20 protein-coding genes are annotated in these 22,058 nt (G+C 73.8%); 13 read left to right on the forward strand and 7 right to left on the reverse strand.

The window, feature by feature from the left end:
- Positions 1–156: 156 nt before the first annotated feature.
- Positions 157–1,545, forward strand: coding sequence for a LacI family DNA-binding transcriptional regulator (locus ACQP0T_RS24305; protein WP_433870133.1), 1,389 nt, complete (start codon positions 157–159; stop codon positions 1,543–1,545).
- On the opposite strand, the gene ACQP0T_RS24310 is transcribed toward ACQP0T_RS24305, so the two are convergent.
- Positions 1,509–2,339 (reverse strand): S1 family peptidase, encoded by an 831-nt coding sequence (locus ACQP0T_RS24310; protein ID WP_433870134.1) that lies wholly within the window; start codon positions 2,337–2,339, stop codon positions 1,509–1,511. The two genes, ACQP0T_RS24305 and ACQP0T_RS24310, sit on opposite strands and share 37 nt — an antisense overlap.
- A gap of 180 nt (positions 2,340–2,519) precedes the next feature.
- Entirely contained in the window at positions 2,520–2,780 is a 261-nt protein-coding gene (locus ACQP0T_RS24315; protein ID WP_433870135.1) for a PLDc N-terminal domain-containing protein, read from the reverse strand.
- A 298-nt stretch (positions 2,781–3,078) separates the two neighbouring features.
- Here ACQP0T_RS24315 and ACQP0T_RS24320 point away from each other — a divergent pair, with 298 nt between their 5' ends.
- Complete coding sequence (locus ACQP0T_RS24320) at positions 3,079–4,218, forward strand: sensor histidine kinase (protein WP_433870136.1); 1,140 nt, start codon at positions 3,079–3,081, stop codon at positions 4,216–4,218.
- A gap of 9 nt (positions 4,219–4,227) precedes the next feature.
- The gene (locus ACQP0T_RS24325; RefSeq protein WP_433870137.1) at positions 4,228–4,872 is read left to right on the forward strand and encodes a response regulator; all 645 of its coding nucleotides are present in this window, start codon (positions 4,228–4,230) and stop codon (positions 4,870–4,872) included.
- A 34-nt stretch (positions 4,873–4,906) separates the two neighbouring features.
- Here the strand turns inward: ACQP0T_RS24325 and ACQP0T_RS24330 are convergent, their stop codons facing one another.
- Both ACQP0T_RS24330 and ACQP0T_RS24335 read right to left on the reverse strand, forming a co-directional pair.
- Positions 4,907–6,454 carry a hypothetical protein gene (locus tag ACQP0T_RS24330; protein ID WP_433870138.1) on the reverse strand — a complete coding sequence of 516 codons (1,548 nt, stop codon included), beginning with the start codon at positions 6,452–6,454 and terminating at the stop codon, positions 4,907–4,909.
- Positions 6,451–8,235 (reverse strand): flavin-containing monooxygenase, encoded by a 1,785-nt coding sequence (locus ACQP0T_RS24335; protein WP_433870139.1) that lies wholly within the window; start codon positions 8,233–8,235, stop codon positions 6,451–6,453. The genes ACQP0T_RS24330 and ACQP0T_RS24335 overlap by 4 nt, the downstream gene beginning before the upstream one ends.
- Before the next feature lie 148 nt (positions 8,236–8,383).
- Between ACQP0T_RS24335 and ACQP0T_RS24340 the strand changes: the two genes are divergently transcribed.
- A complete protein-coding gene (locus ACQP0T_RS24340) occupies positions 8,384–9,013 on the forward strand; it encodes a TetR/AcrR family transcriptional regulator (RefSeq protein WP_433870140.1) in 630 nt (209 codons plus the stop codon).
- 12 nt (positions 9,014–9,025) lie between these two features.
- Here the strand turns inward: ACQP0T_RS24340 and ACQP0T_RS24345 are convergent, their stop codons facing one another.
- Complete coding sequence (locus ACQP0T_RS24345; protein ID WP_433870141.1) at positions 9,026–9,760, reverse strand: FadR/GntR family transcriptional regulator; 735 nt, start codon at positions 9,758–9,760, stop codon at positions 9,026–9,028.
- A gap of 167 nt (positions 9,761–9,927) precedes the next feature.
- On the opposite strand from ACQP0T_RS24345, the gene ACQP0T_RS24350 reads away from it, so the two are divergent.
- From ACQP0T_RS24350 to ACQP0T_RS24390, 9 genes are all read left to right on the forward strand, one after another.
- On the forward strand, positions 9,928–11,409 hold the full coding sequence (locus ACQP0T_RS24350) for an MFS transporter (protein ID WP_433870142.1): 1,482 nt from the start codon (positions 9,928–9,930) through the stop codon (positions 11,407–11,409).
- Between the two features lie 27 nt (positions 11,410–11,436).
- Positions 11,437–12,366, forward strand: a complete 930-nt coding sequence (locus ACQP0T_RS24355; RefSeq protein ID WP_433870143.1) for a dihydrodipicolinate synthase family protein — start codon at positions 11,437–11,439, stop codon at positions 12,364–12,366.
- On the forward strand, positions 12,363–13,274 hold the full coding sequence (locus tag ACQP0T_RS24360; RefSeq protein WP_433870144.1) for an ROK family protein: 912 nt from the start codon (positions 12,363–12,365) through the stop codon (positions 13,272–13,274). Before ACQP0T_RS24355 ends, ACQP0T_RS24360 begins: the two co-directional genes overlap by 4 nt.
- A complete protein-coding gene (locus ACQP0T_RS24365) occupies positions 13,271–13,984 on the forward strand; it encodes an N-acetylmannosamine-6-phosphate 2-epimerase (RefSeq protein WP_433870145.1) in 714 nt (237 codons plus the stop codon). Before ACQP0T_RS24360 ends, ACQP0T_RS24365 begins: the two co-directional genes overlap by 4 nt.
- 53 nt (positions 13,985–14,037) lie before the next feature.
- On the forward strand, positions 14,038–15,174 hold the full coding sequence (locus tag ACQP0T_RS24370) for a sialidase family protein (RefSeq protein WP_433870146.1): 1,137 nt from the start codon (positions 14,038–14,040) through the stop codon (positions 15,172–15,174).
- A gap of 696 nt (positions 15,175–15,870) precedes the next feature.
- Complete coding sequence (locus ACQP0T_RS24375) at positions 15,871–16,443, forward strand: CHAP domain-containing protein (protein WP_433870147.1); 573 nt, start codon at positions 15,871–15,873, stop codon at positions 16,441–16,443.
- 249 nt (positions 16,444–16,692) lie between these two features.
- A complete protein-coding gene (locus tag ACQP0T_RS24380) occupies positions 16,693–17,433 on the forward strand; it encodes a response regulator transcription factor (protein WP_433870148.1) in 741 nt (246 codons plus the stop codon).
- A complete protein-coding gene (locus tag ACQP0T_RS24385) occupies positions 17,430–18,542 on the forward strand; it encodes a sensor histidine kinase (protein ID WP_433870149.1) in 1,113 nt (370 codons plus the stop codon). Before ACQP0T_RS24380 ends, ACQP0T_RS24385 begins: the two co-directional genes overlap by 4 nt.
- Before the next feature lie 96 nt (positions 18,543–18,638).
- Positions 18,639–19,988, forward strand: a complete 1,350-nt coding sequence (locus tag ACQP0T_RS24390) for a hypothetical protein (RefSeq protein ID WP_433870150.1) — start codon at positions 18,639–18,641, stop codon at positions 19,986–19,988.
- A 7-nt stretch (positions 19,989–19,995) separates the two neighbouring features.
- Here ACQP0T_RS24390 and ACQP0T_RS24395 read toward each other — a convergent pair whose 3' ends face one another.
- Together ACQP0T_RS24395 and ACQP0T_RS24400 are read right to left on the reverse strand one after the other, a co-directional pair.
- Positions 19,996–20,610: a type VII secretion system-associated protein gene (locus ACQP0T_RS24395; RefSeq protein ID WP_433870151.1), complete on the reverse strand. Its 615-nt coding sequence runs from the start codon at positions 20,608–20,610 to the stop codon at positions 19,996–19,998.
- Between the two features lie 50 nt (positions 20,611–20,660).
- Positions 20,661–21,935 (reverse strand): YrhB domain-containing protein, encoded by a 1,275-nt coding sequence (locus ACQP0T_RS24400; protein ID WP_433870152.1) that lies wholly within the window; start codon positions 21,933–21,935, stop codon positions 20,661–20,663.
- Between the last annotated feature and the right edge of the window lie 123 nt (positions 21,936–22,058).

A 22,058-nucleotide genomic window follows, 5' to 3' on the forward strand; every position in this document is an offset into this window, starting at 1 on the left:
CCGGGAGCAGGAGGGACGTGGATGTCGAGTCCGCCGGGAGGTCCGGACCCCGCGCGACCGGACGGCGCGCGATCGGACGGCCCGCCACCGGACCGCGAGGGGCCGGTTCGCCCGGCACCGGACCGCGCGGGGCCGGTTCGGGGCAAGCGCCCGACCATGGCCGACGTCGCCGCGCGCGTCGGCGTGTCCCGCCAGCTCGTCTCCCTGGTGCTGGCCGGTCGACCCGGCCCGAACGCGGGCACCCGCGACCGCATCCTGCGCGCCGCCGAGGACCTCGACTACCACGCCGACACCGCCGCCCGGCTGCTGCGCCGCGCCCGCACCCGCCAGCTCGGGGTGCTGTTCACCATGGAGCACTCGCTCGACCCGCACCTGGTCGAGGCGCTCTACCCGGCCGCCGCGCGCCTGGACTACAGCATCGTGCTCAGCGCGATGCTGCCCAGCCGCGGTGTCCGCGAGGCGATCGACGAGCTGCTCGGGCTCCGGTGCGAGGCGCTCATCCTGATCGGCCTGTCCGCCGAGGCACCGGCGCACCTGGCCACGGTGTCCCAGCAGGTACCCGTGGTGGAGATCGGGCAGCGCACCGGAGCGGCGGGCGCCGACAGCGTCCGCACCTCCGACTCCGACGGCATCCGGCTCGCCGTGGACCACCTCGTCGAGCTCGGGCACCGCGAGATCGTCCACGTCGACGGCGGTGAGCTCCCCGGCGCGGCCGAGCGGCGGCAGGCCTACCTGCGGGAGATGCGGGCGCGCGGTCTCGGCGCGCACCTCCGGGTGCTCCCGGGCGACTACACCGAGGAGTCCGGCGCCCGCGCGGCGCGGACGCTGCTCGCCGAGCCGACGTTGCCCACCGCCGTGGTGGCGGGAAACGACCTCTGCGCCTGCGGCCTGCTGGAGACGCTCGTGCGCTCCGGGATCCACGCCCCCCGGGACCTCTCGGTGGTCGGCTACGACGACAGCAGGACTGCCCGGTTGTCGTTCCTGTCCCTCACCTCCGTTCGCCAGGACGCCACCGCGATGGCCGAACGCGCCGTGCGGGCCGCGGCCGAGCGGCTCGACGACGACCGGACCGACACCGAGGCGATCGTGCTCGCGCCCACCCTCGCCGTGCGCAGCAGCACCGGCCCGCCCCGGACGCCGCCGCACCCGATGGGGACGGGCACGGTGACGGCGAGAACAGAAACCCCCAGAACGGCGACCGCGGCCGGTGACCGGTCCCCGCGCGGCGCTGCCCGCCGCGCCCGGGGCGGACACCCCCGTCACGGTCGCGGACTGCCGGGTGGACGGTCGCCCGTGCCCGGTGCTCACGTTGACCTACCGGCCGGGGCCCGGGGCGAGCTGTGGCGCAAGCGGGAGCTGTGCCGCAACGCCGGCGGAACCCCGTGGAAGGTCGTCGTCGACAAGCGCGTCGACGATCCCGGGACACCGCCGGTGACGACGTCTTCAACGGTGCGGTGGCCACCTCCCGGATCGACTGATCCGGAAGGTGGCGCGGCGCTGTGGCCTGGTCAGGCCGCCACGTGCTGCTCGATCCAGTCGGCGTAGGCGGTCACGTCGGTCCAGATCCCGGGCCCGGTGGCGCAGATCGGGTCGTCGTCACCGTCGCCACTGGTGGCGCCGATCAGCTCCCACTGGCCGGGCCTGCCCTGGAGCTGCGGCCCGCCGGAGTCGCCGTAGCAGGCCTGGGCGTTCTCCCGCGGGCTGTCGGTGCACAGCTCGGTCGCCCCGTCGAAGTCCGTGGTGCAGTTCTCGTCGGTGACGAGCTCGGTGTCGAGCTGCTGGAGCCGTTCCGGCGGCGCCGGGCACTCCGCGCCGTCCTCGCAGGTCATCCCCCAGCCGAGGACGCGGGTGGGCGTGCCGACCGGCCCCGCCTCCTCGGCGATCGCGATCGGCTCGTGCTCGACCGGCCGGTCGAGCTTCAGCACCGCGATGTCCGCGTGGAACGGCGACATGCTGTATTCCGGGTGCACCACGATCTCGCTGATGCCGGTCACCGTGCCGCCGCTGGAGCGGTCGGCGCTGCCGATGCGGGTCGTGATGTCGCCGGGCGCCCAGCCGGCCGCGCAGTGCGCGGCGGTGACGACCCACTCGTCGTCCACCAGGGAGCCGCCGCAGAAGTGCATCCCGTTGCTCGCCTGCTGCAGGGACACCATGAACGGGTACGGCTCGGTGGCGTCGTCCCCGCCGATGATCTTCGCCCCGACGTCCGCCGCTGCCGTGGGCACCAGCGCCCCGGTGAGCGCGAACGCGCCCAGCAGCCCGTACAGCCACGACCGGTGCCGACCGCCGCGGGGCGACCGGTGCCCGGAAGGACCGCTGCTCGGTAAGTCCACCATCATGTCGTCCTCCTCGTGTTGGGTGCGAAAGCGTTCCGCGGGCGGCGCGCCTCGGACGCCGACCGTCGTGCGATTCGGTGCTGTCGACCGTATGCGGGTCACCCCGCCCCGCGGCTCAGCCGCGGGGCCGGGATCGATCTCGTACTTCCGGCCAGGTAGCGACGTCCGGCCTCGGCCGATCGGTCAGGCCGTCCGGAAGGCGTCCCGCCTGCCGAGGGCGAACCACAGGACGCTCCCGATGAACGGGGCGATGAAGGCGAAGACGATCCACACCACCTTCATCCCCATCCCGTGCGGAGAAGCCACGATGCTGATCAGCGCCGCGATGAACAGCACCGCGTAGGCGAGCAGCCCCAGCGCGATCGCGCCGAACAGCGCCAACCCGAAGATCTGGCCCCCGGCCTCCGCGGCCGCGGCGCCGCCGTGCGCGAGCAGCATCGACATCGTTCCCACTGTCCTCTCGTCAGTCCACATCGGAACCCTCCGGCCCCGACGCGTTCCATCCTGCCCCGCCGGCCCCGACCGCACGTCACCCTTCCCGCTCGGGCCGACTTGGCCGAAAGTGGTAGGGCGCACCGGCCGGATTCGGGACGCGCCCGGGGCACCGCCCGGCCGACCATGACGGGGCAAGCGGGCCGTCCCGGCCCACCGCAGCGCGAGAACGCGCACGACACGTCCGGTCCCCGGCCACGGGTACCGGGCTCTGCCAGGAGGCGGCGTGGAGGAGCACTACCGTGGGGCCGTGCGTTTCCTGAAGTCCCGACGGCGATGGCTGTCCTGGTGGGACGGCCGGATCCGGTCCCTGCTGTTCGACATCGCGGTGGCGTTCCTCTGCATCCCCAGCGGCGACTGGGGCATCCCCACCGACTCGGTGGTCGTCAACGCCGCGCAGATCCTCGTGGTGTTCGCCACGTTCCTCGTGCGCAGGCGGTTCCCGTGGGTGCCGATCGCGATGCTCGTGCCGCTGTCTATCTTCAGCGACCCCGGCCCGGCCATCTTCGTCGCGGTGTACACGATGGCCCGGTACCGCGGGCCGTCGATGCAGCTCTGGGCGGCCTACGCGGTGGCCTTCGGCGCCTCCATGCTGGGCGCGAAGAACCTGGAACCGGTCGACGTCGTGCCCGTCGTGCTCGGCCTGCTGCTCATCACCGCGTTCCCGCTGCTGCTGGGCCTGTGGGTGTTCCAGCGCAAGCAGTTGCTGGCCAGCCTGCGGGAACGCGCCGAGCAGGCCGAGCGCGAGCGGGACCTGCTGGCCGAACGGGCCGTCACCGCCGAGCGCAGGCGCATCGCCCGGGAGATGCACGACGTGGTCGCCCACCGGTGCAGCGTGATCACCCTCCAGGCCGGGGCGCTCACCATGACCGCCCCGGACGAGCGCACCGGCGAGGTCGCCGAGGTCATCCGCAGCACCAGCGCCACGGCGCTCACCGAGCTGCGCAGCATGTTGCAGGTGCTGCGCGACGACGGCCACGAGGCGACCGGGGACCTCGCCGACGACGCCTCCGCCGAAGGCATCGCGAACCTGGTCGAGGACGCCGCGGCCGCGGGCGCCGACGTCCGGCTGACCAGGCCCGACCCGATGCCCGAGACCTCCACCGAGGTCGGGCGGGCCGCCTACCGCGTGGTGCAGGAAGCGCTGACCAACGCGGGCAAGCACGCCCCGGGCGCCCCGGTGCGCGTCGACATCACCGCCGACGACGACGTCGAGGTGACCGTGACCAACGGCCCCGGGCGCGACGACGGGGCCGAGGCCGTCCCGGGTTCCGGCTACGGCCTGATCGGCATGCGGGAACGCGTGACGCTGGCCGGAGGGGCACTGCGCGCCGGGCGCACCGAGGACGGCGGATACCGTGTGCGGGCGGTGTTCCCGGCGCTCGGATGAGGTGATGGCGTGGCCGTCAAGGTGGTCCTGCTGGACGACGAGGAACTGGTGCGCGGCGGCATCAGGCTGATCCTCGACGCCGATCCGGACATCGAGGTGGTCGCGGAGGGCGGCGACGGCTCGGTGGCGGTGGACCTGGTGACCAAGCACCGCCCGGACGTGGTGCTGACCGACATCCAGATGCCGCGCGTCGGCGGCCTGGAGGTCACCCGGCGGCTCGCCGCGCTGCCCGAGCCGCCGGCGATCGCGGTGCTCACCACCTTCGACCTCGACGAGTACGTCTACGCCGCGCTCCAGCACGGCGCGGCGGGATTCCTGCTCAAGGACACCCCGCCGCGCGAGCTGGCGAACGCGGTGCACGTCGTGGCGCGCGGCGAGGCGATGCTCTCCCCGCGCATCACCACCAAGCTGCTGGCCACCTTCTCCGCCGGTACCGCCGCGCCGCAGGCCCGATCGCGGGTGGCGGAGCTGACGGCCCGCGAGCGCGAGGTGGCGGTCGCCGTCGCCCAGGGCCACAGCAACGCCGAGATCGCGACCGACCTGTTCATGAGCCAGTCCACGGTGAAGGTGCACCTGAGCCGGATCATGGCCAAGCTCGACGCCGCCAACCGCACCCAGGTCGCGATCATCACCCACGACGCCGGACTGGCCTGAGGGAGCGCGGGGTCCCGCCGCGCTCCCCGGGCGGTCAGCGCGGCACGCGCAGCACGCTGCCCTCCCCGTCGGCGGCGACGAGCAGGTCGCCCGACGGGTCCAGCGCCAGACCGGCGAACGCGCGCGGCTGCATCGTCACCCCCGACGACGGGTCCGGCTCGGGGGGCGTGGTGCCCGGCGGCGGTCCGACCGGCAGGTCCTCGACGACCGTCCGCGCCGGGCCGCCGTCGAGCGGGATCGCGCGCAGCCTGCGCCGCCCGGTCTCCACCACGACCAGCTCGCCACCGCGCACCACCAGGCCGTGCGGCACGTCGAGCCCGTCGGCGACCACCACGGGTTCGGCGTCGAGCCGCAGCACCGCACCGGTGGCCCCGTCGGCGGCGTAGCAGCGCCCGTCGGCGTCGAGGGCCACGTCGACGGGCTCGCCGAGGCCCTCCGCGAGCACCGACACCGCGTCCGAGGGGTCGATCCGCAGCACCCGGCCCGCCCCCGTCTCGGCGACCACCAGCGCGCCGTCCGGGGCGACCGCGATGCCGGTGGGTTCCCGCAGGTCGGTGGCCCGGACCCGGTTCGTCCCGGTGGCCGGGTCGTGGCTGCGGACCTCCCCGCGCCCGGTGGTCAGGTGCAGCAGCTCCGCCTCGGTCGCGACCCCGCGGGAGAAGACCAGCAGCTCCCGGGTCACCTCCTCGCCGAGCCGCGCGAGGCTGAAGTGGTCGGCGACGTGCACCGCGCCGCCCCGGTCCACCGCCACGCCGAACGGGCCGTTGAACCCGCGCGGCACCACCTCCTGGAACCGCCCGTCCACGCGCACCTCGGCGATGCCGCCGCTGGCGAAGCTGGAGGCGAACATCCGGTTCCCGGCGTCGAACGCCGCGTTGTCCAGCCCGGTGATGCCGGTGACGAACGTCGAGCGGCTCCCGGTGTCCAGGTCGATGCGGGTCACCGCGCCCGCGGCGCCGGAGGACAGCACGACCAGCGTCCCGGCCCGGTCGAACCGCACCGCGACCGGCTGCGGGAGGTCCTCGGCGACCAGCTCGGCCGCGCCGCCGTCGACCGGCACCCGCCACACCTGCCCGGTCATCATGTGCGGGTAGTACAGGTGGCCGTCCGGCCCGAGCTGCATCGCGTTGCCCCAGGCCAGCTCCTCGGCCAGCAGCGCGGGACCGGCCGCGGTCAGCTCCAGCAGCCGACCGCCGGGGCGCATCTCGTTGACGAACAGCCGATCGCCGACGCAGGTGATGCCGTTCGGCGCGATCAGCTCGTCGGAGACCAGCGAGAACTCGCCCGCGGGGGTCCGCCGCCACACCTTCCCCGGGACGAGGTCGGCGATGTACATCGAGCCGTCCGCGCCGAAGGCGAGGTCGTCCGGCGCCCGGACCGGGCCGTCCACCGGCACCACGACCTCGACGTCCCCCGAGGCCAGGTCGACGGCGCTGATCCGGCCGCCGAGGAACTGGGCGACGTGCAGCCGCCCGTCCGGGCCGAACGCCACGCCGTTGGAACCCCACAGCCGGCTCGGCGGCGTCACCCGGGTGACCCCGGCCTCGACGGGGCGTCCGAACCGGCTCGCCGCGGCGGTCACGCGAGCACCTCGTCCATGCCGCCCTCGGCGCGCCAGCGGGCCACCAGCTCGTAGAACTCGACCGGTCCGCCCGCGTACTGGAAGGAGCGGCCGGTCGGGGCGCCCTCGTTGTTGTAGTAGCTCGGGGTGCACTCGGCGTGGAAGGCGTGCTGGGCGCTGGTGTCCTGGGCCTCGATCCGCGCGACCCACCGCTGCTCGGCCTCGGCGCTGGGCTCGACCCGCGCGGCCTGCCGCTTCTCGGCCTCGGCGACGACCTCCCCGACGTGGACGGCCTGCTCGTCGAGCACGTGCACGAAGTTCACCGACGAGGCGTTCTGCATCGCGCCGAGGTGGAACAGGTTCGGGAAGCCGTGGCTGTAGAAGCCGTGCAGCGTCCGCGGACCCCGCTGCCAGTGCTCCAGCAGGGTGGTGCCGCCACGACCGGTGATCCGCATGGCGGTGCGGTCGAACAGCGAGGAGCCGACCTCGAAGCCGGTCGCGAAGACGATGCAGTCCACCTCGTGCTCCACGCCGTCGACCACCAGGGCGTTCGCGGTGATCCTCTCGACGCCCCGGCCCCCGGTGTCGACCAGCGACACGGTGGGCCGGTTGAAGGTCTGCAGGTAGGTGTCGCTGAAGGTGGGCCGCTTGCACATGTAGCGGTACCAGGGCTTGAGCGCCTCGGCGGTCGCCGGGTCCGCGACGATCTCGTCCACCCGCGCGCGGATCTCGTTCATCTTGCGGAAGTCGGCGATCTCCGCGGCCAGGCCCTGCTCCCGGCCGGCGCCGTTGGGGATCAGGTCCTGCAGGAACCGCGCGCTGCTGGTCCAGCGGTCGTCGACCAGGTCCTCCTCGGCCTGCCCGCCGGTGACCAGGGTGAGGAAGTTGTCCCGGCGGCGGCGGTGCCAGCCCGGGGGCAGCGAGGCCGCCCACTCCGGATCGGTGGGCCGGTTGTCCCGCACGTCGACCAGCGACGGGGTGCGCTGGAACACCGAGAGGTGCCCGGCGTCGCGGCCGAGGTGCGGCACCACCTGGATCGCGGTCGCCCCGGTGCCGATCAGCGCGACCCGCTTGTCGGCGAGCCGGTGCAGCCCGCCGTCGGGGCCGCCGCCGGTGTAGTCGTAGTCCCAGCGGCTGGTGTGGAAGGTGTGGCCCCGGAAGTCCTCGATGCCGGGGATGCCGGGGAGCTTCGGCCGGCTGAACGGCCCGCTGGAGATGACCACGTAGCGGGCGCGCACCAGATCGCCGCGGTCGGTGGCGACCTCCCACTCGCAGGCGTCGTCGTCCCAGGTGAGGCCGGTGACCTCGGTCTGGAAGCAGGCCTGGCCGTAGAGGTCGAAGGTGCGCCCGATGGCCCGCGCGTGCTGCCGGATCTCCTCGCCGGGGGAGTACTTCCAGGACGGCACGAAGCCGACCTCCTCCAGCAGCGGCAGGTAGACGTAGGACTCGATGTCGCAGTGGATGCCCGGGTAGCGGTTCCAGTACCAGGTGCCGCCGAAGTCGCTCGCCTTCTCCACCACGCGGATGTCGCCGAGCCCGGCCTGGCGCAGCCGCGCGGCGGCGAGCAGACCGCCGAAGCCGCCGCCGATGACCAGCGCCTCGACGGTGTCGTGCAGCGGCTCGCGGGTGAAGGCGGGATCGGCGTGCGGGTCCTCGACGTAGTAGCCGAACTCACCGGTGGCGCGGTGGTACTGCTTGCTGCCGTCGGGCCGGATCCGCCGGTCGCGCTCGGCCCGGTAGCGGGCGCGGAGCTCGTCCGGGTCGAATTCGAGCTGTTCCAGGAGTGCGGACTCGTCGGACATGCGCGTCCTTTCGACGGGGTGCTCGGACACCGGCCGCCGACCGCGACGACGCCGAAGTCACCTGACTTAAAATCCGAGGATAGCGATCCCGCCCGGTTCCCGGCGAACCGGGCGCCGGCGACGCCACGACCTGCGAGAGGATGTACCGGTGAGCGACGAGACCGCGAGGACGACGCGCGAGGCGCTGCTGCGCACCGCCGAACGCCTCTACGCCGAGCAGGGCATCACCACCGTGTCCAACCGGACCGTGGCGGCCGAGGCGGGCACCGCGAACAACTCCGCGGTCGGCTACCACTTCGGCGGCAAGACCGACCTGGTGCTCGCCATCGTGCGCCACCGCAACGAGCAGACCGAGCCGCACCGGGTGCGGATGCTGGAGCGCACCGCCGGCTCGACCGACCCGCAGGACCACATCGACTCGCTCAACCTGCCGATCGTCGCGCTGCTCGACGAACTGGGCGCCCCGACCTGGTACGCGCGGTTCACGCTGCAGGTCATGGTCGACCCGCCGTGGCGCGACCTGGTCGCCGAGGAGCTGTCCCGGTCCCCGCACATCCTCGAGGCGTCCCGGCGGCTGATGGAGACCACCCGGCACCTGGACCCGTCCCTGGTCCGCAAGCGCGCCCGGCTCGCCGGCCTCACCGTCGCCCACGTCTGCGCCGACCACGAGGCCGACATCCACGTCCGCGACCGCGCCCCCGCCTGGGACGGCGTCGGCAGCTTCCTCTCCGACGCCCTGGCCGGCCTCATCCTCGCCCCCGTCCGCCGCCGGGCGTGACGGGGCGCCGCGTCACGGCGCGGTGGAGCGGGCGGTGTCGAGGCGCCGTTTGATCTCGGCGAAGTGGTCGGTCATCGCCGAGCGCGCCGCGGTGCCGTCGCCGGAGCGCAGCGCCGCGACGATCGCCCGGTGCCTGCGGAGGGTCTGCGCGGTCTCGCTGCCCTTCGGCGCGTCCAGGGCGGCCCCGCCCGCGTGGTAGGCGTCCCAGAAGACGTCGATGAGCTGGCCGACCAGCGGGTTGTCCACCTCGGCGTAGAGGCGGCGGTGGAACGCGCGGTCGGTCTCGGGGTCCAGCGGGGAGCGGGTCATCGTGTCGCAGAGCTCGTCGAGGGCGTCCAACGTGGACTCCGGCACGGTGCCCGCCAACCGCTCGACGACGCCGGTCTCGATGAGTTCGCGGATCTCGACCAGGTTGCGCAGCTCGTCGAGCACGCCCGAGGTGGTGGTGACGGTGCGGAAGACCAACGACGGGGAGAGCACGTGCAGCGACGGTTCGCCGACGACCGTGCCGTACCCGTGCCGGACCTCGATGATGCCCAGGGTGCGCAGTGACCGGAGGGCCTCGCGGACGCTGTTGCGGGACACCGCCAGCACGTCGATCAGCTCCACCTCCGTGGGCATCGGATCGCCCGAGCGCAGCCCGCGTTCGCGGATGAGGTCGAGGATCCGCCGCGACAGCGGTCCCAGGGTCGAAGGGTAGGGCGTCGAAGGGTAGGGCTCCGAAGCACCGGTTTCCGCCGCCCGCACGTGTTCCCGCCTCTCTTCCGCCCGGCGACTCCGACCACGGCGGTCGTGCCCCTGAGGTCTTTACAGCGTCCCGATCCTACTTTATGTTCATCCGCCAATAGACGTTGGACGTCCAACGTCTTGGACACGCGACTCGGGCAGCGCAGCCCGGAGCGGAGGTGCGGCCCATGAGATCGGCGTCGGCGCGGCCGGAGGCGGGCGGGAGACCACCAGGCCCCTGGTACCGCCAGATCAGCAGGCAGCAGTGGAAGGCGTTCGTCGCCGCGTGGGTGGGCTACCTGCTCGACGGCTTCGACTTCATCCTCATCACCCTCGTGCTCACCGAGATCAGCGCCGAGTTCGGGCTGACCACCGTGCAGGCCGCGACGCTGGTCTCCGCGGCGTTCATCTCGCGGTGGGCCGGTGGGCTGGCCCTCGGCGGCTTCGGCGACCGCTACGGGCGCCGGTCGGCGATGGTGCTCAGCATCGTGCTGTTCTCCGTCGGCACGCTGGCCTGCGGCCTGGCCCCGTCCTACGGCGTGCTGTTCGTGGCGCGACTGCTGATCGGCCTGGGCATGGCCGGCGAGTACACCGCCAGCTCCACCTACGTCATCGAGAGCTGGCCGCGCCACCTGCGCAACAAGGCCAGCGGGTTCCTGATCTCCGGGTACTCGATCGGCACCGTGGTGGCGGCCATGACCTACAGCGTCGTGGTCCCCGCGTTCGGCTGGCGCGCGCTGTTCCTGCTGGGCATCCTGCCGATCGCCGTCGCGCTGTGGCTGCGGCGCGCGCTGCCCGAATCCGACGACTGGGAGCAGGCGAACCGGGCCGGGGCCGACGACGCCGCGCCCTCGGTGCTCGGCACCCTGTTCACCGGCAAGCGGGCGCCGCTGAACTTCACCACCGCGGCGATCACCTTCCTCGCGCTGGTGCTCATCTTCACCCCGATCGTCGACCAGACCTGGCTGATCGCGGTGCTGGGCGTGGTGTGCGCGGCCGTGTTCACCTCCTACGTCGTCCAGTTCGCCGGGCCGCGCTGGCCGACCGGGATCATGGTGATGCTGATCGTGTTCGCCGCGTTCCTGTACTCCTGGCCCATCCAGTCGCTGCTGCCGACCTACCTCAAGATCGACCTGGGCTACGATCCCGCCGAGGTCGCCAACGTGCTGTTCTTCTCCGGTTTCGGCGCCGCCGTGGGCTGCTGGGTCGCCGGGTTCACCGGTGACTGGCTGGGCACCCGCCGGGCGTACTGGATCAGCCTGCTGATCTCCCAGGTCGTCGTGCTCCCGGTGTTCGCGGTGGGCGGCGACAGCCTGCTGCTGCTCGGGGTGCTGCTGTTCGTGCAGCAGGTCTTCGGCCAGGGCATCTCGGGGCTGCTGCCGAAGTGGATCGGCGGGTACTTCGACGTGCACCAGCGCGCCGCGGCCCTGGGCTTCAGCTACAACGTCGGCGCCCTCGGCGGCGCGGTGGCGCCCGCGCTCGGTGCCACGCTCGGCGCCTCGATGAGCCTGGGCACCTCGCTGGCGGTCCTGTCGTTCGGGCTGACCTTCGTCGTCCTGCTCCTCATCGGCATCGACGCCCCGACCCGGTTCCAGCGCCTGCTGCGCCCCGACGCGGTGCGCTCCGCCGACGCCCTCGACGGGGCCGCGCTGTCCCGCGCCAAGACCTGACCCGACCGAGAAAGACGAGGAAGCACCATGCACTCCCGACCGATCCGCGGCGTCGTCCCGCCGGTGTGCACGCCGTTGACCCCGGACCTGGAGGTCGACCACCGGTCCCTGGAACGGCTCCTGGCGCACCTGCTCGACGGCGGCGTCGACGGGCTGTTCGTGCTCGGCTCCACCAGCGAGACCGCGTACCTGCCGGACCGGCACCGCGCGGAAGTGCTCCGCACGACCACCGCCGCGGTCGCCGGTCAGGTGCCGGTGCTGGCCGGGGCGATCGACATGACCACGCTGCGGGTGCTCGACCACGTCCGCGCCGCCGAGGAGGCGGGGTGCGACGGGATCGTGGCGACCGCGCCGTTCTACACCCGGACGCACCCGGCGGAGGTCGAGCACCACTTCCGCCTGCTGGCCGAGCGCACCGAGCTGCCGCTGTACGCCTACGACCTGCCGGTGTCGGTCCACACCAAGCTCGACGCCGACCTGCTGGTCCGGCTGGCCGGGGACGGCGTCCTCGCCGGGGTCAAGGACTCCAGCGGCGACGACGCGGGGATGCGGCGGCTGCTGCTGGCCCTGCGCCACCGCGGCATCACCTCGTGCAGCGTGCTCACCGGCTCGGAGCTGACCGTGGACAGCGCGCTGCGCACCGGCGCGCACGGCGTCGTCCCCGGACTGGCCAACGTGGACCCGGACGGCTACGCGCGCCTGTTCCGGCACTGCGCGGACGGGCGGTGGGACGCGGCCGGCACCGAGCAGGAGCGGCTGTTCGACCTGTTCGGCCTGGTGGAGGCGGGCGACCCCGCGCGGATCGGGGCGAGTTCGGCCGCGCTCGGCGCCTTCAAGGCGGCCCTGCACCTGCGCGGGGTGATCGACTGCCCGGTCACCGCTCCCCCGCAGCTGCCGCTCACCGCCGACGAGGTGCTGCGGGTGAAGGAACGGCTGATCTCGGCGGGGCTGCTGTGACCGCGATCGGGGTGGACATCGGCGGCACCAAGATCGCCGCCGGACTGGTGGTGGACGGCACGATCGTCCGGCGCACCCGGCGGGCGACACCGCGGCTGGGCAGCGCGGCGATCTTCGACGCCGTGGCGGGAGCCGTCGCCGAGCTGCGCGCGGACGGCCCGCCCGTCACCTCGCTCGGCATCGGGGCGCCCGGCATCGTCGACCCGGTCAGCGGGACGGTGCGCTCGGCCACCGACACCGTCCCCGGGTGGCACGGCGCCGAGGTCCGCGCCGAGCTGGCGCGCCGGACCGGACTGCCCGTGGCCGTGGACAACGACGTGCGCGCGATGGCGCTGGCCGAATGCCGGCTCGGCGCCGCCCGCGGGCACGACCTCGTGCTGCACGTCTCGGTGGGCACCGGGGTGGGCGGCGCGTTCAGCCGCGGCGGCGTTCCGGTGCGCGGCGAGCGCGCGACCGCGGGCGAGATCGCGCACCTGCTGGTGCCGACGCGCGGGGCCAAGCCCTGCGGGTGCGGACGCGACGACCACCTCGAAGCCGTCGCCTCCGGTCCCGCCATCGCCGCCGCCTACACCGCGCTCGCCGGGGGCGAGCCGGTCGAGCTGCCCGAGGTGGAGCGGCGGATGCGGGCGGGCGACGACCGGGCCCGGCAGGCCGTCACCGCGGCCGGAGCGCTCCTGGGGCGGGTGCTCTCCGGCCTCGTCACCGCCCTGGACCTGGACGCCGTCGTCGTGGGCGGCGGCGCCGCCCGGCTCGGCGCGGCGCTGCTGGACCCGATGGCCCGCGCCCTGGACGCCGAGACCCGCCCGCCGCAGCGCCGCACCCCGGTCCTGCCCGCGCTGCTCCAGCGCGACGGTCCGGTCCTCGGCGCGGCCCTGCTCACCACCGCGACCGAAGGGGAACACCGATGAAGCTCAACGCCCTGCTCAGCGCCATCAACGGCCGGCTGATCGTCTCGTGCCAGGCCTCGGAGGGCCACGCGCTCCGGCACACCGGCACCCTCGCCCGGGTCGCGCGGGCCGCCGCGGACGGGCGCGCCGCCGCCATCCGCTGCGGCGGGGTCGGCGGGGTGGCGGACGTGACCGCCGTGGCCGAGGCCGTGGACGTGCCGGTGATCGGGTTGACCAAGTCCGGTCGCGAGGGAGTGTTCATCACGCCGACCGTCGAGGCCGCCCGGTCCGTGGCCGCCACGCCCGCCGCCGTCGTCGCGCTCGACGGCACCGCACGCCCCCGCCCGGACGGCTCCGCCCTGCGGGACGGGATCGCGGCGGTGCACGAGCTCGGCAAGCTCGCGATGGCCGACGTGTCCACGGCGGCCGAAGGGATCGCCGCCGCCGACGCCGGGGCCGACCTCGTCGCCACGACCCTGTCCGGGTACACGCCGGGCTCCCGGCGAACCGTTGGTCCGGACCTCGCGCTGGTCGGCGAACTCGCCGCCGCGCTCCCCGAGGTCCCGATCGTGGCCGAAGGCCGCTACCACGCACCGGAGCAGGCGGCCGAGGCGATCCGCGCCGGCGCCGCCTCCGTCGTCGTCGGCACCGCCATCACCGACCCCACCTGGATCACCCGCTCCTTCGCGGAAGCGGTCACCACCGCCGGTGGTGAGCACGTGGGGCGCTGAACACCTGCCCGGTCCCGCCACCCGGGCGGGACCACCGGAGAAGGAGGAGCGTCATGGCCCGAAGACCACGCCGCACGCCGATCGTCCTGCTGGCGCTGAGCGCGCTGGTGCTGACCCCGACCACCGCCCAGGCCGCGCCCCGGGCGGTCGACCTCGCCGTCAGCGACTCCTCGACGACCTACCGGATCCCGGCCATCACGACGACCTCCAGCGGGACCGTCGTCGTCGCCTACGACCAGCGCAACGACGGGGCGGGCGACCTGCCCGGCAACATCGACACGGTGGTGCGCCGCAGCACCGACAGCGGCGCCACCTGGAGCGATCCGCGGACCGTCGTCGACTACCCGGCGCCGCAGGGCTGCGGCGACCCGAGCCTGCTCGCCGACCGCGTGTCCGACCGGCTCCTGCTGTTCTGCACGTTCAGCCACGGCGAGGTGGGCTTCGGCAGCTCCGAACCCGGCAGCGCCGACGACAGCGATCCGCGCACGCTGCACGTGCGGGTCAGCACCAGCGAGGACGACGGCCGGACCTGGAGCGACCCGGTCGACATCACCTCGCAGATCAAGGACGTGGCCTGGGCCGGGGTGTTCGCCTCGTCCGGGCACGGCGTGCAGACCGCCGACGGCCGGCTGCTCCAGCCCATCGTCGTCCGCGACGCCCAGGGCAGGCACCGCAGCGGCAACATCATCAGCGACGACCACGGCCGCACCTGGCGCACCGGCGAACTGCTGTCCCCGGGCACCGACGAGACCAAGGTGACCGAGCTCTCCGACGGCCGCGTCGTGCACAACAGCAGGGCCGTCGGCGGCGGCACGCGGATGCGCTCGGTCTCGCCGGACGGCGGTGCGACCTTCGGTGAGGCGACGCCGATCCCCGCCCTGCCCGATCCGGGCGTCAACGCCGACGAGATCCGGGTCGACCCGGCCCAGGACGGTGCGCGCAGCGACTGGCTGCTGTTCAGCAACCCGGCCGACCCCGCCGAACGGCGCACCCTGACGTTGCGGCTGAGCTGCGACAACGGCGAGACCTGGAGCGACGGCGAGGTGCTCCACGACGGGCCCGCCGGGTACTCGGCGCTGGCGATGCTGCCCGACGGCCGCGTCGGCGTCTTCGCCGAGAACGGGACGGGCGGCAGCTTCGACGAGCTGACCTTCCGCTCCGTCCCCCTGGAGCTCGCCGGGCGCTGCTGACGGACCGCGCGGCTGCTGACGGACCCGGGCGGCCCTGCCCACGAGCACCGGCAGGGCCGCCCCGCGCCGGGTGTGCGCGAGTTCACCGCCGGACCCGCTCGTCCGCTCCGGCGCGGTCGGCTCCGATCACGGGCGGCTCCCGCGGGGCCGGGTGCCGCGCCCGTCCGCCGACGCCGCCGCGCACTGCTGACCAGCGGGAACCCGATTCCCCAGCGCCGTCGAGCCGATCTCCGAACGCTTCCGCGTCCCGGAAGGGCGAGCGGAAGCAGCAGCCAGGCCCCAACACGCACCGTGTCGATCTCGGGGTTGATCTCGGCAACATGTCGACCCGATCAGGTGGTTGCTTGAAGCAGCGATTACCCACCGCTACATTTGTCCATGTCACGGTTCGGTCACGGCCGGGCCTCCGGACCCCACCGGAGGCACTTCCGCATCCCCCGGCGGACACGTGCCCGGACGCCCCCCGAGACGAAAGTGGCTCATGACTGACTTCAACGAGGAGCGCACCTCCGCGCTGCGGACCCCCCCGACCCGCAACCGCAAGCCCGTGCGCAAGGCCGTCACGGTCCTCGCCGCCGCCGGTGCCTTCGCCGCGGTCGGCCAGCCCCTGACCGCCGGTGCCGCCGAGGCGCAGACCCCCGAGACCGGCACGCACGCGGCCGGCGCCGCGGCCGGCGTGTCCTTCGGCTCCTGGCTGTGGGACCTGTTCGGCGGCCAGGACGAGAAGAAGCCCGAGGCGCCGGCCCAGCCCGCCGCCCCCGCCCGGCCGAGGCCCAGGACGCCCCGGACCCGGCCCAGCAGGCCGCCGAGGCCAAGCAGGCCCAGCGCGAGCGCATCCTGCAGGCCGCGCGTGCCGAGATCGGCACCAAGGAGACCGGCGACAACTGCTCCAAGTACTCCGAGCAGTGCGTCGTCTGGTGCTCGCTGTTCGCGATGGAGATGTGGCAGCAGGCGGGCGTGGACGTCGACAACGAGAAGATGGCCTTCACCGGCAACGTCTACACGACCGGCGAGCAGAAGGGCACCGCCTACGGCAGCGACCAGCTCTCCCAGGCCCAGCCCGGTGACGTGCTGCTGTTCGGCACCAGCCCGAACTCCGCCAGCAGCAGCACCCACATCGCCATCGTCGAGAAGGTCAACGGTGACGGCACCGTGACCACCATCGAGGGCAACACCAACGGCGAAGGCAGCAACGACGGGGACGGGGTCTACCGCAAGCAGCGCGACCTCTCCGCCGACACCTTCTACGGCGGCGTCAGCCCCTGGTGATCCACGCCGGGCCCGCCCGGCGACCCGCGACCCACGAGGAGCCCCCACCCCGGGTGGGGGCTCCGTCGCGTTCCGGACGACCTGCGCGAACGGCACCGTTGTGACGGAACGGGTGCCACCCGGTCGGCTGCCCGTTACCCGACCGGAGGAAGATCCCTCCCGTACGGCGGATCGACCGCCGCTGCGCAGCGTCACCCCTCCGGGACGGACGGTGTGCGGCGAGCTCGAGATCGGGAACGGGTCCAGAACATGACGACGCAGCCGGACCAGACGACGAACGGCCGCTCGCGCGCCGCGCGGCGGGTGCTCGTCGTGGAGGACGACCACGCGGTCGCCCAGGTGATCTCCGACTACCTGCACCGCGCCGGGTACGGCGCGGTGGTGGTCTCCGACGGCGCGGTCGGGCTGGAGCTGGCCCGCCAGACCGCGCCGGACCTGGTCATCCTCGACGTGGTGCTGCCCGGGCTGAACGGCATCCAGGTCCTCGGGCAGCTCCGGGCGAGCAGCCAGACCCCGGTCATCATGCTGACCTCCAAGAACACCGAGGAGGACCGGCTGCGCGGCCTCGAAGTGGGCGCCGACGACTACGTGACCAAGCCGTTCAGCCCGCGCGAGCTGGTGATGCGGGTGCAGGCGGTGCTGCGCCGGACCACCGCGCCGCCGCCCGCCCCGGTCGACCGGGTGCGCCGGGCCGGCTCCCTGGCGGTGGACGAGACCGCCCGGGTGGTCACCAAGGCCGGGCGCACGCTGACCATGACGAACAAGGAGTTCGAGCTCCTGGTGTTCCTGCTGGACCACCCCGGCCGGGTGTTCCGGCGGGACGAGCTGCTGCGCGAGGTGTGGTCCTACGATTTCGGCGACGCCTCCACGGTGACCGTCCACGTGCGCCGGTTGCGCTCGAAGATCGAGGACGACCCGGCGCGGCCCGCGATGCTGGTGACCGTGTGGGGCGTCGGCTACCGGTTCGACCCGCCGGGGCCGCAGCGGTGAATCCCGCCTTGGTCGCCCTGATCGCGGCGTGCGAGTCGGCCGGGGTGGGACTGATCGGCGCGGTGGTGCTGCGCGCCCTCCGCCGGTACTCGGTCAACGTGTCGCTGGTGGCCGTCATCGTGATCGCCGTGTGCGCGATGAACACGAGCACGATCACCATCGTCCTGGTGAGCCGGTCCGCCCAGCTCCCGGTGTCGACGACGCTGGCGGTCAACTTCGTGGCCGGGACGGTCTCCATCGCGATCGGCCTGCTGCTCGGCCGCTCGGTGGTGCGGGGCAGCCGGGAGCTGGCCGACGCCGCGCGCGCCTTCGGCCGGGACCAGCGGTTCCACCTCACCGACGACCCGCCGACCGCCGAACTCGCCGAACTGGCCCGGGAACTGCGGGTGACCAGCGACAAGCTCGCCGAGTCCCGGAAGCGGGAGCAGGCCGTCGAGGCGTCCCGGCGGCAGCTCGTCGCGTGGATCTCGCACGACCTGCGCAGCCCGCTGGCCCGGCTGCGCGCGATGACCGAGTCCCTGGAGGACGGTGTCGCCGACGACCTGCCGCACTACTGCCGCAAGATCCGCGCCGACGCCGACCGGTTGACCGACATGGTCGACGACCTCTTCGAACTCTCCCAGCTCCAATCCGGCACGCTGCGCCTGACGTTGCGCGAGGTGGCCGTCGACGACCTGGTCAGCGACGCGGTGGCGGGCTTCGACGACCTGGCGGAGCAACGCGGCATCCGCCTCCGGCCGAACCGCGTCGAGCCGGTCACCGCCGCCGTGGACGACCGGATGATGACCCGGGTCTTCAACAACCTGCTGTCCAACGCGATGCAGTACAGCCCGGCGGGCACGGCGGTGTCGCTCGACGTGCGCGCGGTGCGCGGGTGGGCGGTGGTCGGGATCTCCGACCAGTGCGGAGGCATCCCGCTGGAGAACCTGGGTTCGGTGTTCGACGTGGGCTGGCGGGGCGCTCCCCGCACGCCCGGCGCCGAACGGGGCGGCGGGCTCGGCCTGTCCATCGCGCGCGGGGTGGTGCAGGCCCACGGCGGTCAGGTGTCGGTGCGCAACGTGCCGGGCGGCTGCTGCTTCGAGGTGCGGCTCCCGCTGTCCCGGGCGTGATCCCCTCGCGGAGGTGCACCGGGTTCCCGAACCCCTCACCCGGAAGGGTGGTAGTTTCAGGTTCAAAAGATCTTGCGGTGCACGGTGGAGGTGCCAGTGCCTCTGTACTCGGTCAACGATCTGTCCGGTGAGTCCCCGGAGGAAAGCCGGCCCGCGAACCCGCAACGGCTCCCCGAACCGGACGAGGTCTCGACCATCCCGATCCCGCGGATCCGCGCCCGCGGCGGTGACCGGAAGCGCCTCCTGGCGGTGGGCGCGGTCGGTGCGCTGCTCATCGCGGCACCGATCGGGATGATCGGCATCTTCCGCGATGCCGACCAGCCGAGCGCGGCACCCGGGCCCCAAGCCCCGCACGCGCCGTCCCAGCCCGGCGGCGGGGTCATGAACGGCTACTCGGAGCAGCACGCGGCGGCGGCGATGCCGGACAGCGCATGGCGGGTCACCCACGTGGCCAGGAGCGAGCTGGACACCGTGGTCCGGACCCGCGAGAGCGAACCCGCCGCGGACACCAGCGCGGGGTGGACCGATCTCGGCGGCAGCGTCGCGGGCGACCCGGTGGTGCTCACCGACGTGCACGGCAGGATGGCGGCGTTCGCGGTCGGCACCGACGGCGGGCTGACCTACAACCCGCAGGTCGACCCGGGCGCCGAGCGGTCCGGCGAGTGGCAGGGCCTCGGCGGGCACGACCTGGTGGGCACCCCCGCCGCCGCCCAGGACTCGCTGGGCAGGCTGTTCGTGTTCGTCCGCTCCGCGAGCGGCACCCTGTGGGAGACCCACGAGACGATGGCGGGCACCGGTCGGTGGACCGGGCTGCGGACGATGTCCACCCCGCCGGTCGCGGACGACCCGGTGGTGCAGGTCAACGCGCGGCACGTGCTGAAGCTCTTCGCCCTGGGCGCGGACGGGGTCGTGTGGACCCACTCGCAGCTCCACCCCGGCGGGGACGGGTGGAGCCCGGCGCGCGGCATCACCGGCTCCGTGGCCAGTTCCCCGGCCGTGGCGCTGGACCACCAGGGCCGGTTGCAACTGTTCGCGGTGGACCCGACGGGCGAGATCCTGCAGAGCAGCGAACTCGGTCCCGACGCCAACCGGTGGACCCACTGGCGGAGCTGGGAGACCTGGCGCAGCGGGCCCGAGGTCTTCGCCGAGCGCCCGGAGGTGGCCATGGACGCCAAGGGCTCGCTGGTGGTGTTCGCCCGGGACACCGAGGGCACCGTGCACGAGAGCTTCCAGTCCGGCCCGGGCCGCACCGGGTGGAAGGAGTGGCAGGACCGCGGCGGCGACCTCGTCGACCTGACCGCCGTGGTGAAGGACTTCGAAGGCAGGCTCTGCGTGTACGGCATCGGCGCGGACGGCTCGCTGACCCGCACCCGGCAGAGCGGCCCGGCGGCCGGGCCGTGGCACGAGTGGTCGACGAACCTCCAGGGGAACCTGTCCACGAGCTGAGCGCGGCTCAGCTCGCCGGGGCGGGTTCCGGTTCGTCCTCGGTCGGCTCCTCGGTCGCGAAGGCGTCCTTCAGCGTGGCGGCGCCGATCCGCATCGACGCCGGGGCTCCCGGGTTGAGCAGCACGTCCAAGCCGGATTCGGGCAGGCCGTCGGCGATCTCGTCGATGGTCACCTCCACCCACCACGCGTCCGGCACCCGTCGCCGGTGCGCGGGGGCGGTGGCCACCAGCACCGAGAGCAGCTCGTCGGGCGCGCGGGTCACCACCGTGGTGCCCTCCTCGTCGACCGCCAGGCCCAGCACCACCCGGCCCAGCGCGTCCAGCACCTCACCGCCGTCGACCGCGCCCTCCACCACCAGTTGCAGGGCGGCATCGACCGGATCGGTCGGCAGGCCCGGCCGGGACGGTTCGTAGTCCGGGTTGGGGCGGAACAGGGGCTCCTCGCCCTCCTCGACGAACCAGCCGCCCACCACGGCAGCCGACGGCGGCTCGGCCTCCTCGTCCGCGCCCTCCCAGGCCGGATCGAGCAGGAAGTACCACCGGTCGTCCGGGCCGAACGCGGCGCGCTCCCGGGCGTCGGCCAGCGCCTCGGCCCGCTCGTCGGTCCCGGCCCGCTCGTCCATCCGACCTCCTCCTGACACCGACCCGCGTCGGCTCCCGATGCGTGCTGGCCCTACTCGAAGCGGACGACGTGCAGCCCCAGCGGCTGCTGGTCGAAGGCGGGCATGCCCTGCTCGGCCATCGAGTCGACCAACCGCACCTCACCGTCCTGCTGCACCGCGACCAGGAGGTTGCCCACCGTCTCGCGCTCGCGGGCGTCCTGGCGGCGGATCCACACCAGCGCCTTGGCCCCCTCGGCGGCCTCCGCCAGCTCGGACAGCACCCCGCCCCAGTGCTCGTGCTCGGACAGGCTCAGCGGCTCGCCGAGCTCCCGCATGGTGGGCTCGAACCACGCGGCGTAGGCGGGCATCGGCGGCTCGGGCAGCTCGTCGGAACCCGAGTCCCACTCGGACAGGTAGGCCCACGGGTCGTTGTTGGGCAGGCCGAACGGCGCCTCGCCCTCGGCCTTGGGCACCACCAGCGCCGCGTCCAGCATCTGGTCGCGCCAGTCGCCGGTCTCCAGGAACCGCCGGGTGGTGCACGCGAACAGCCAGCCCCGCTCGGTCTCGTCCGCCGGGTCCGGCGCCACCAGCACCACCTCGTCGCCGTAGGTGTGCCGGAGCCAGCGCTCCGCCTTGTCCACGGCGGCGTCCAGGTCGGTCGCCGCGCCCTCCCACGGCAGCGCGAGGACCTCGACCGCCCCTGGCAGCGGCCGGTGGAACCGGGCGACGGCGATCTGGGCGACCTCGTCGTCGTCGAGCCGGGCCAGCGCTCCCCGCTGGCCGTCGAGGACGACGACCTGGTCCTCGTCGTGGAAGGCGTAGAGCAGGTGGCCGGTGATCTCGACGCCGCCGCGCTGCCTGCGCAGCCACACCACGGCCCGGGTGCCCGGGCCGCCCTCCAGGATCATCGAGGTGGCGTCCTGCCACGTCGAGCAGGTGAACACCTCCGCGCCCGGGAAGTGCGCGGCCAGCATCCGGTCCCACCAGCCCGGCGCCTCGTCCAGCGGCTCCCAGGGCAGCGCCGAGGCCGGGTGGCGGTCCACCGCGGCGTCCGTCGCGATCACGCAGCCCCGCGCGTTGACCCGCGAGCGCCAGGAACCGGCGTCCGCCGAGTTGATCACGTCGTCCAGCGGCTCGGCGTTGGCGACGGGGAACGGCTCGCCACCGTCCTTGGGCACCGCGATGGTGACGGCCAGCAGCGGTTCGGGCTCCGGGGAGACGTAGTCGCAACCGAACAGCAGGTTGCGCTCGGTCTCGAAGACCGGTTGCTCGCTGGTGAGGGTGACCAGCCCGCCGTACGTGCGGTCCAGCCACTCCGCGGCCCGGCGGGCGGATTCCTCGCTCATCATCACCTCGGTCGCTCGTGGGGCCCCGTCGCCGGGGACAACCGCCTCGCCGCCATCGTGGACGGCCGACCGCCGCGGTGGCCGACCGGGGGGCCGGGCTGCGGGAAACCCCCACCGGCGCCG

This window comes from Saccharopolyspora sp. CA-218241, assembly GCF_050954615.1.
In the GTDB taxonomy this organism is placed as follows: Bacteria; Actinomycetota; Actinomycetes; order Mycobacteriales; family Pseudonocardiaceae; genus Saccharopolyspora; species Saccharopolyspora cebuensis.

Bases quoted from the DNA above. Each gene is read 5' to 3' on its own strand.
- ACQP0T_RS24305 (WP_433870133.1), top strand. From the start codon at position 157: ATGGCCGACGTCGCCGCGCGCGTCGGCGTGTCCCGCCAGCTCGTCTCC.
- ACQP0T_RS24370 (WP_433870146.1), top strand. From the start codon at position 14,038: ATGGCCCGAAGACCACGCCGCACGCCGATCGTCCTGCTGGCGCTGAGC.
- ACQP0T_RS24315 (WP_433870135.1), bottom strand. From the start codon at position 2,780: ATGTCGATGCTGCTCGCGCACGGCGGCGCCGCGGCCGCGGAGGCCGGG.
- ACQP0T_RS24310 (WP_433870134.1), bottom strand. From the start codon at position 2,339: ATGATGGTGGACTTACCGAGCAGCGGTCCTTCCGGGCACCGGTCGCCC.
- ACQP0T_RS24395 (WP_433870151.1), bottom strand. From the start codon at position 20,610: ATGGACGAGCGGGCCGGGACCGACGAGCGGGCCGAGGCGCTGGCCGAC.
- ACQP0T_RS24350 (WP_433870142.1), top strand. From the start codon at position 9,928: ATGAGATCGGCGTCGGCGCGGCCGGAGGCGGGCGGGAGACCACCAGGC.
- ACQP0T_RS24400 (WP_433870152.1), bottom strand. From the start codon at position 21,935: ATGAGCGAGGAATCCGCCCGCCGGGCCGCGGAGTGGCTGGACCGCACG.
- ACQP0T_RS24365 (WP_433870145.1), top strand. From the start codon at position 13,271: ATGAAGCTCAACGCCCTGCTCAGCGCCATCAACGGCCGGCTGATCGTC.
- ACQP0T_RS24380 (WP_433870148.1), top strand. From the start codon at position 16,693: ATGACGACGCAGCCGGACCAGACGACGAACGGCCGCTCGCGCGCCGCG.
- ACQP0T_RS24355 (WP_433870143.1), top strand. From the start codon at position 11,437: ATGCACTCCCGACCGATCCGCGGCGTCGTCCCGCCGGTGTGCACGCCG.
- ACQP0T_RS24335 (WP_433870139.1), bottom strand. From the start codon at position 8,235: ATGTCCGACGAGTCCGCACTCCTGGAACAGCTCGAATTCGACCCGGAC.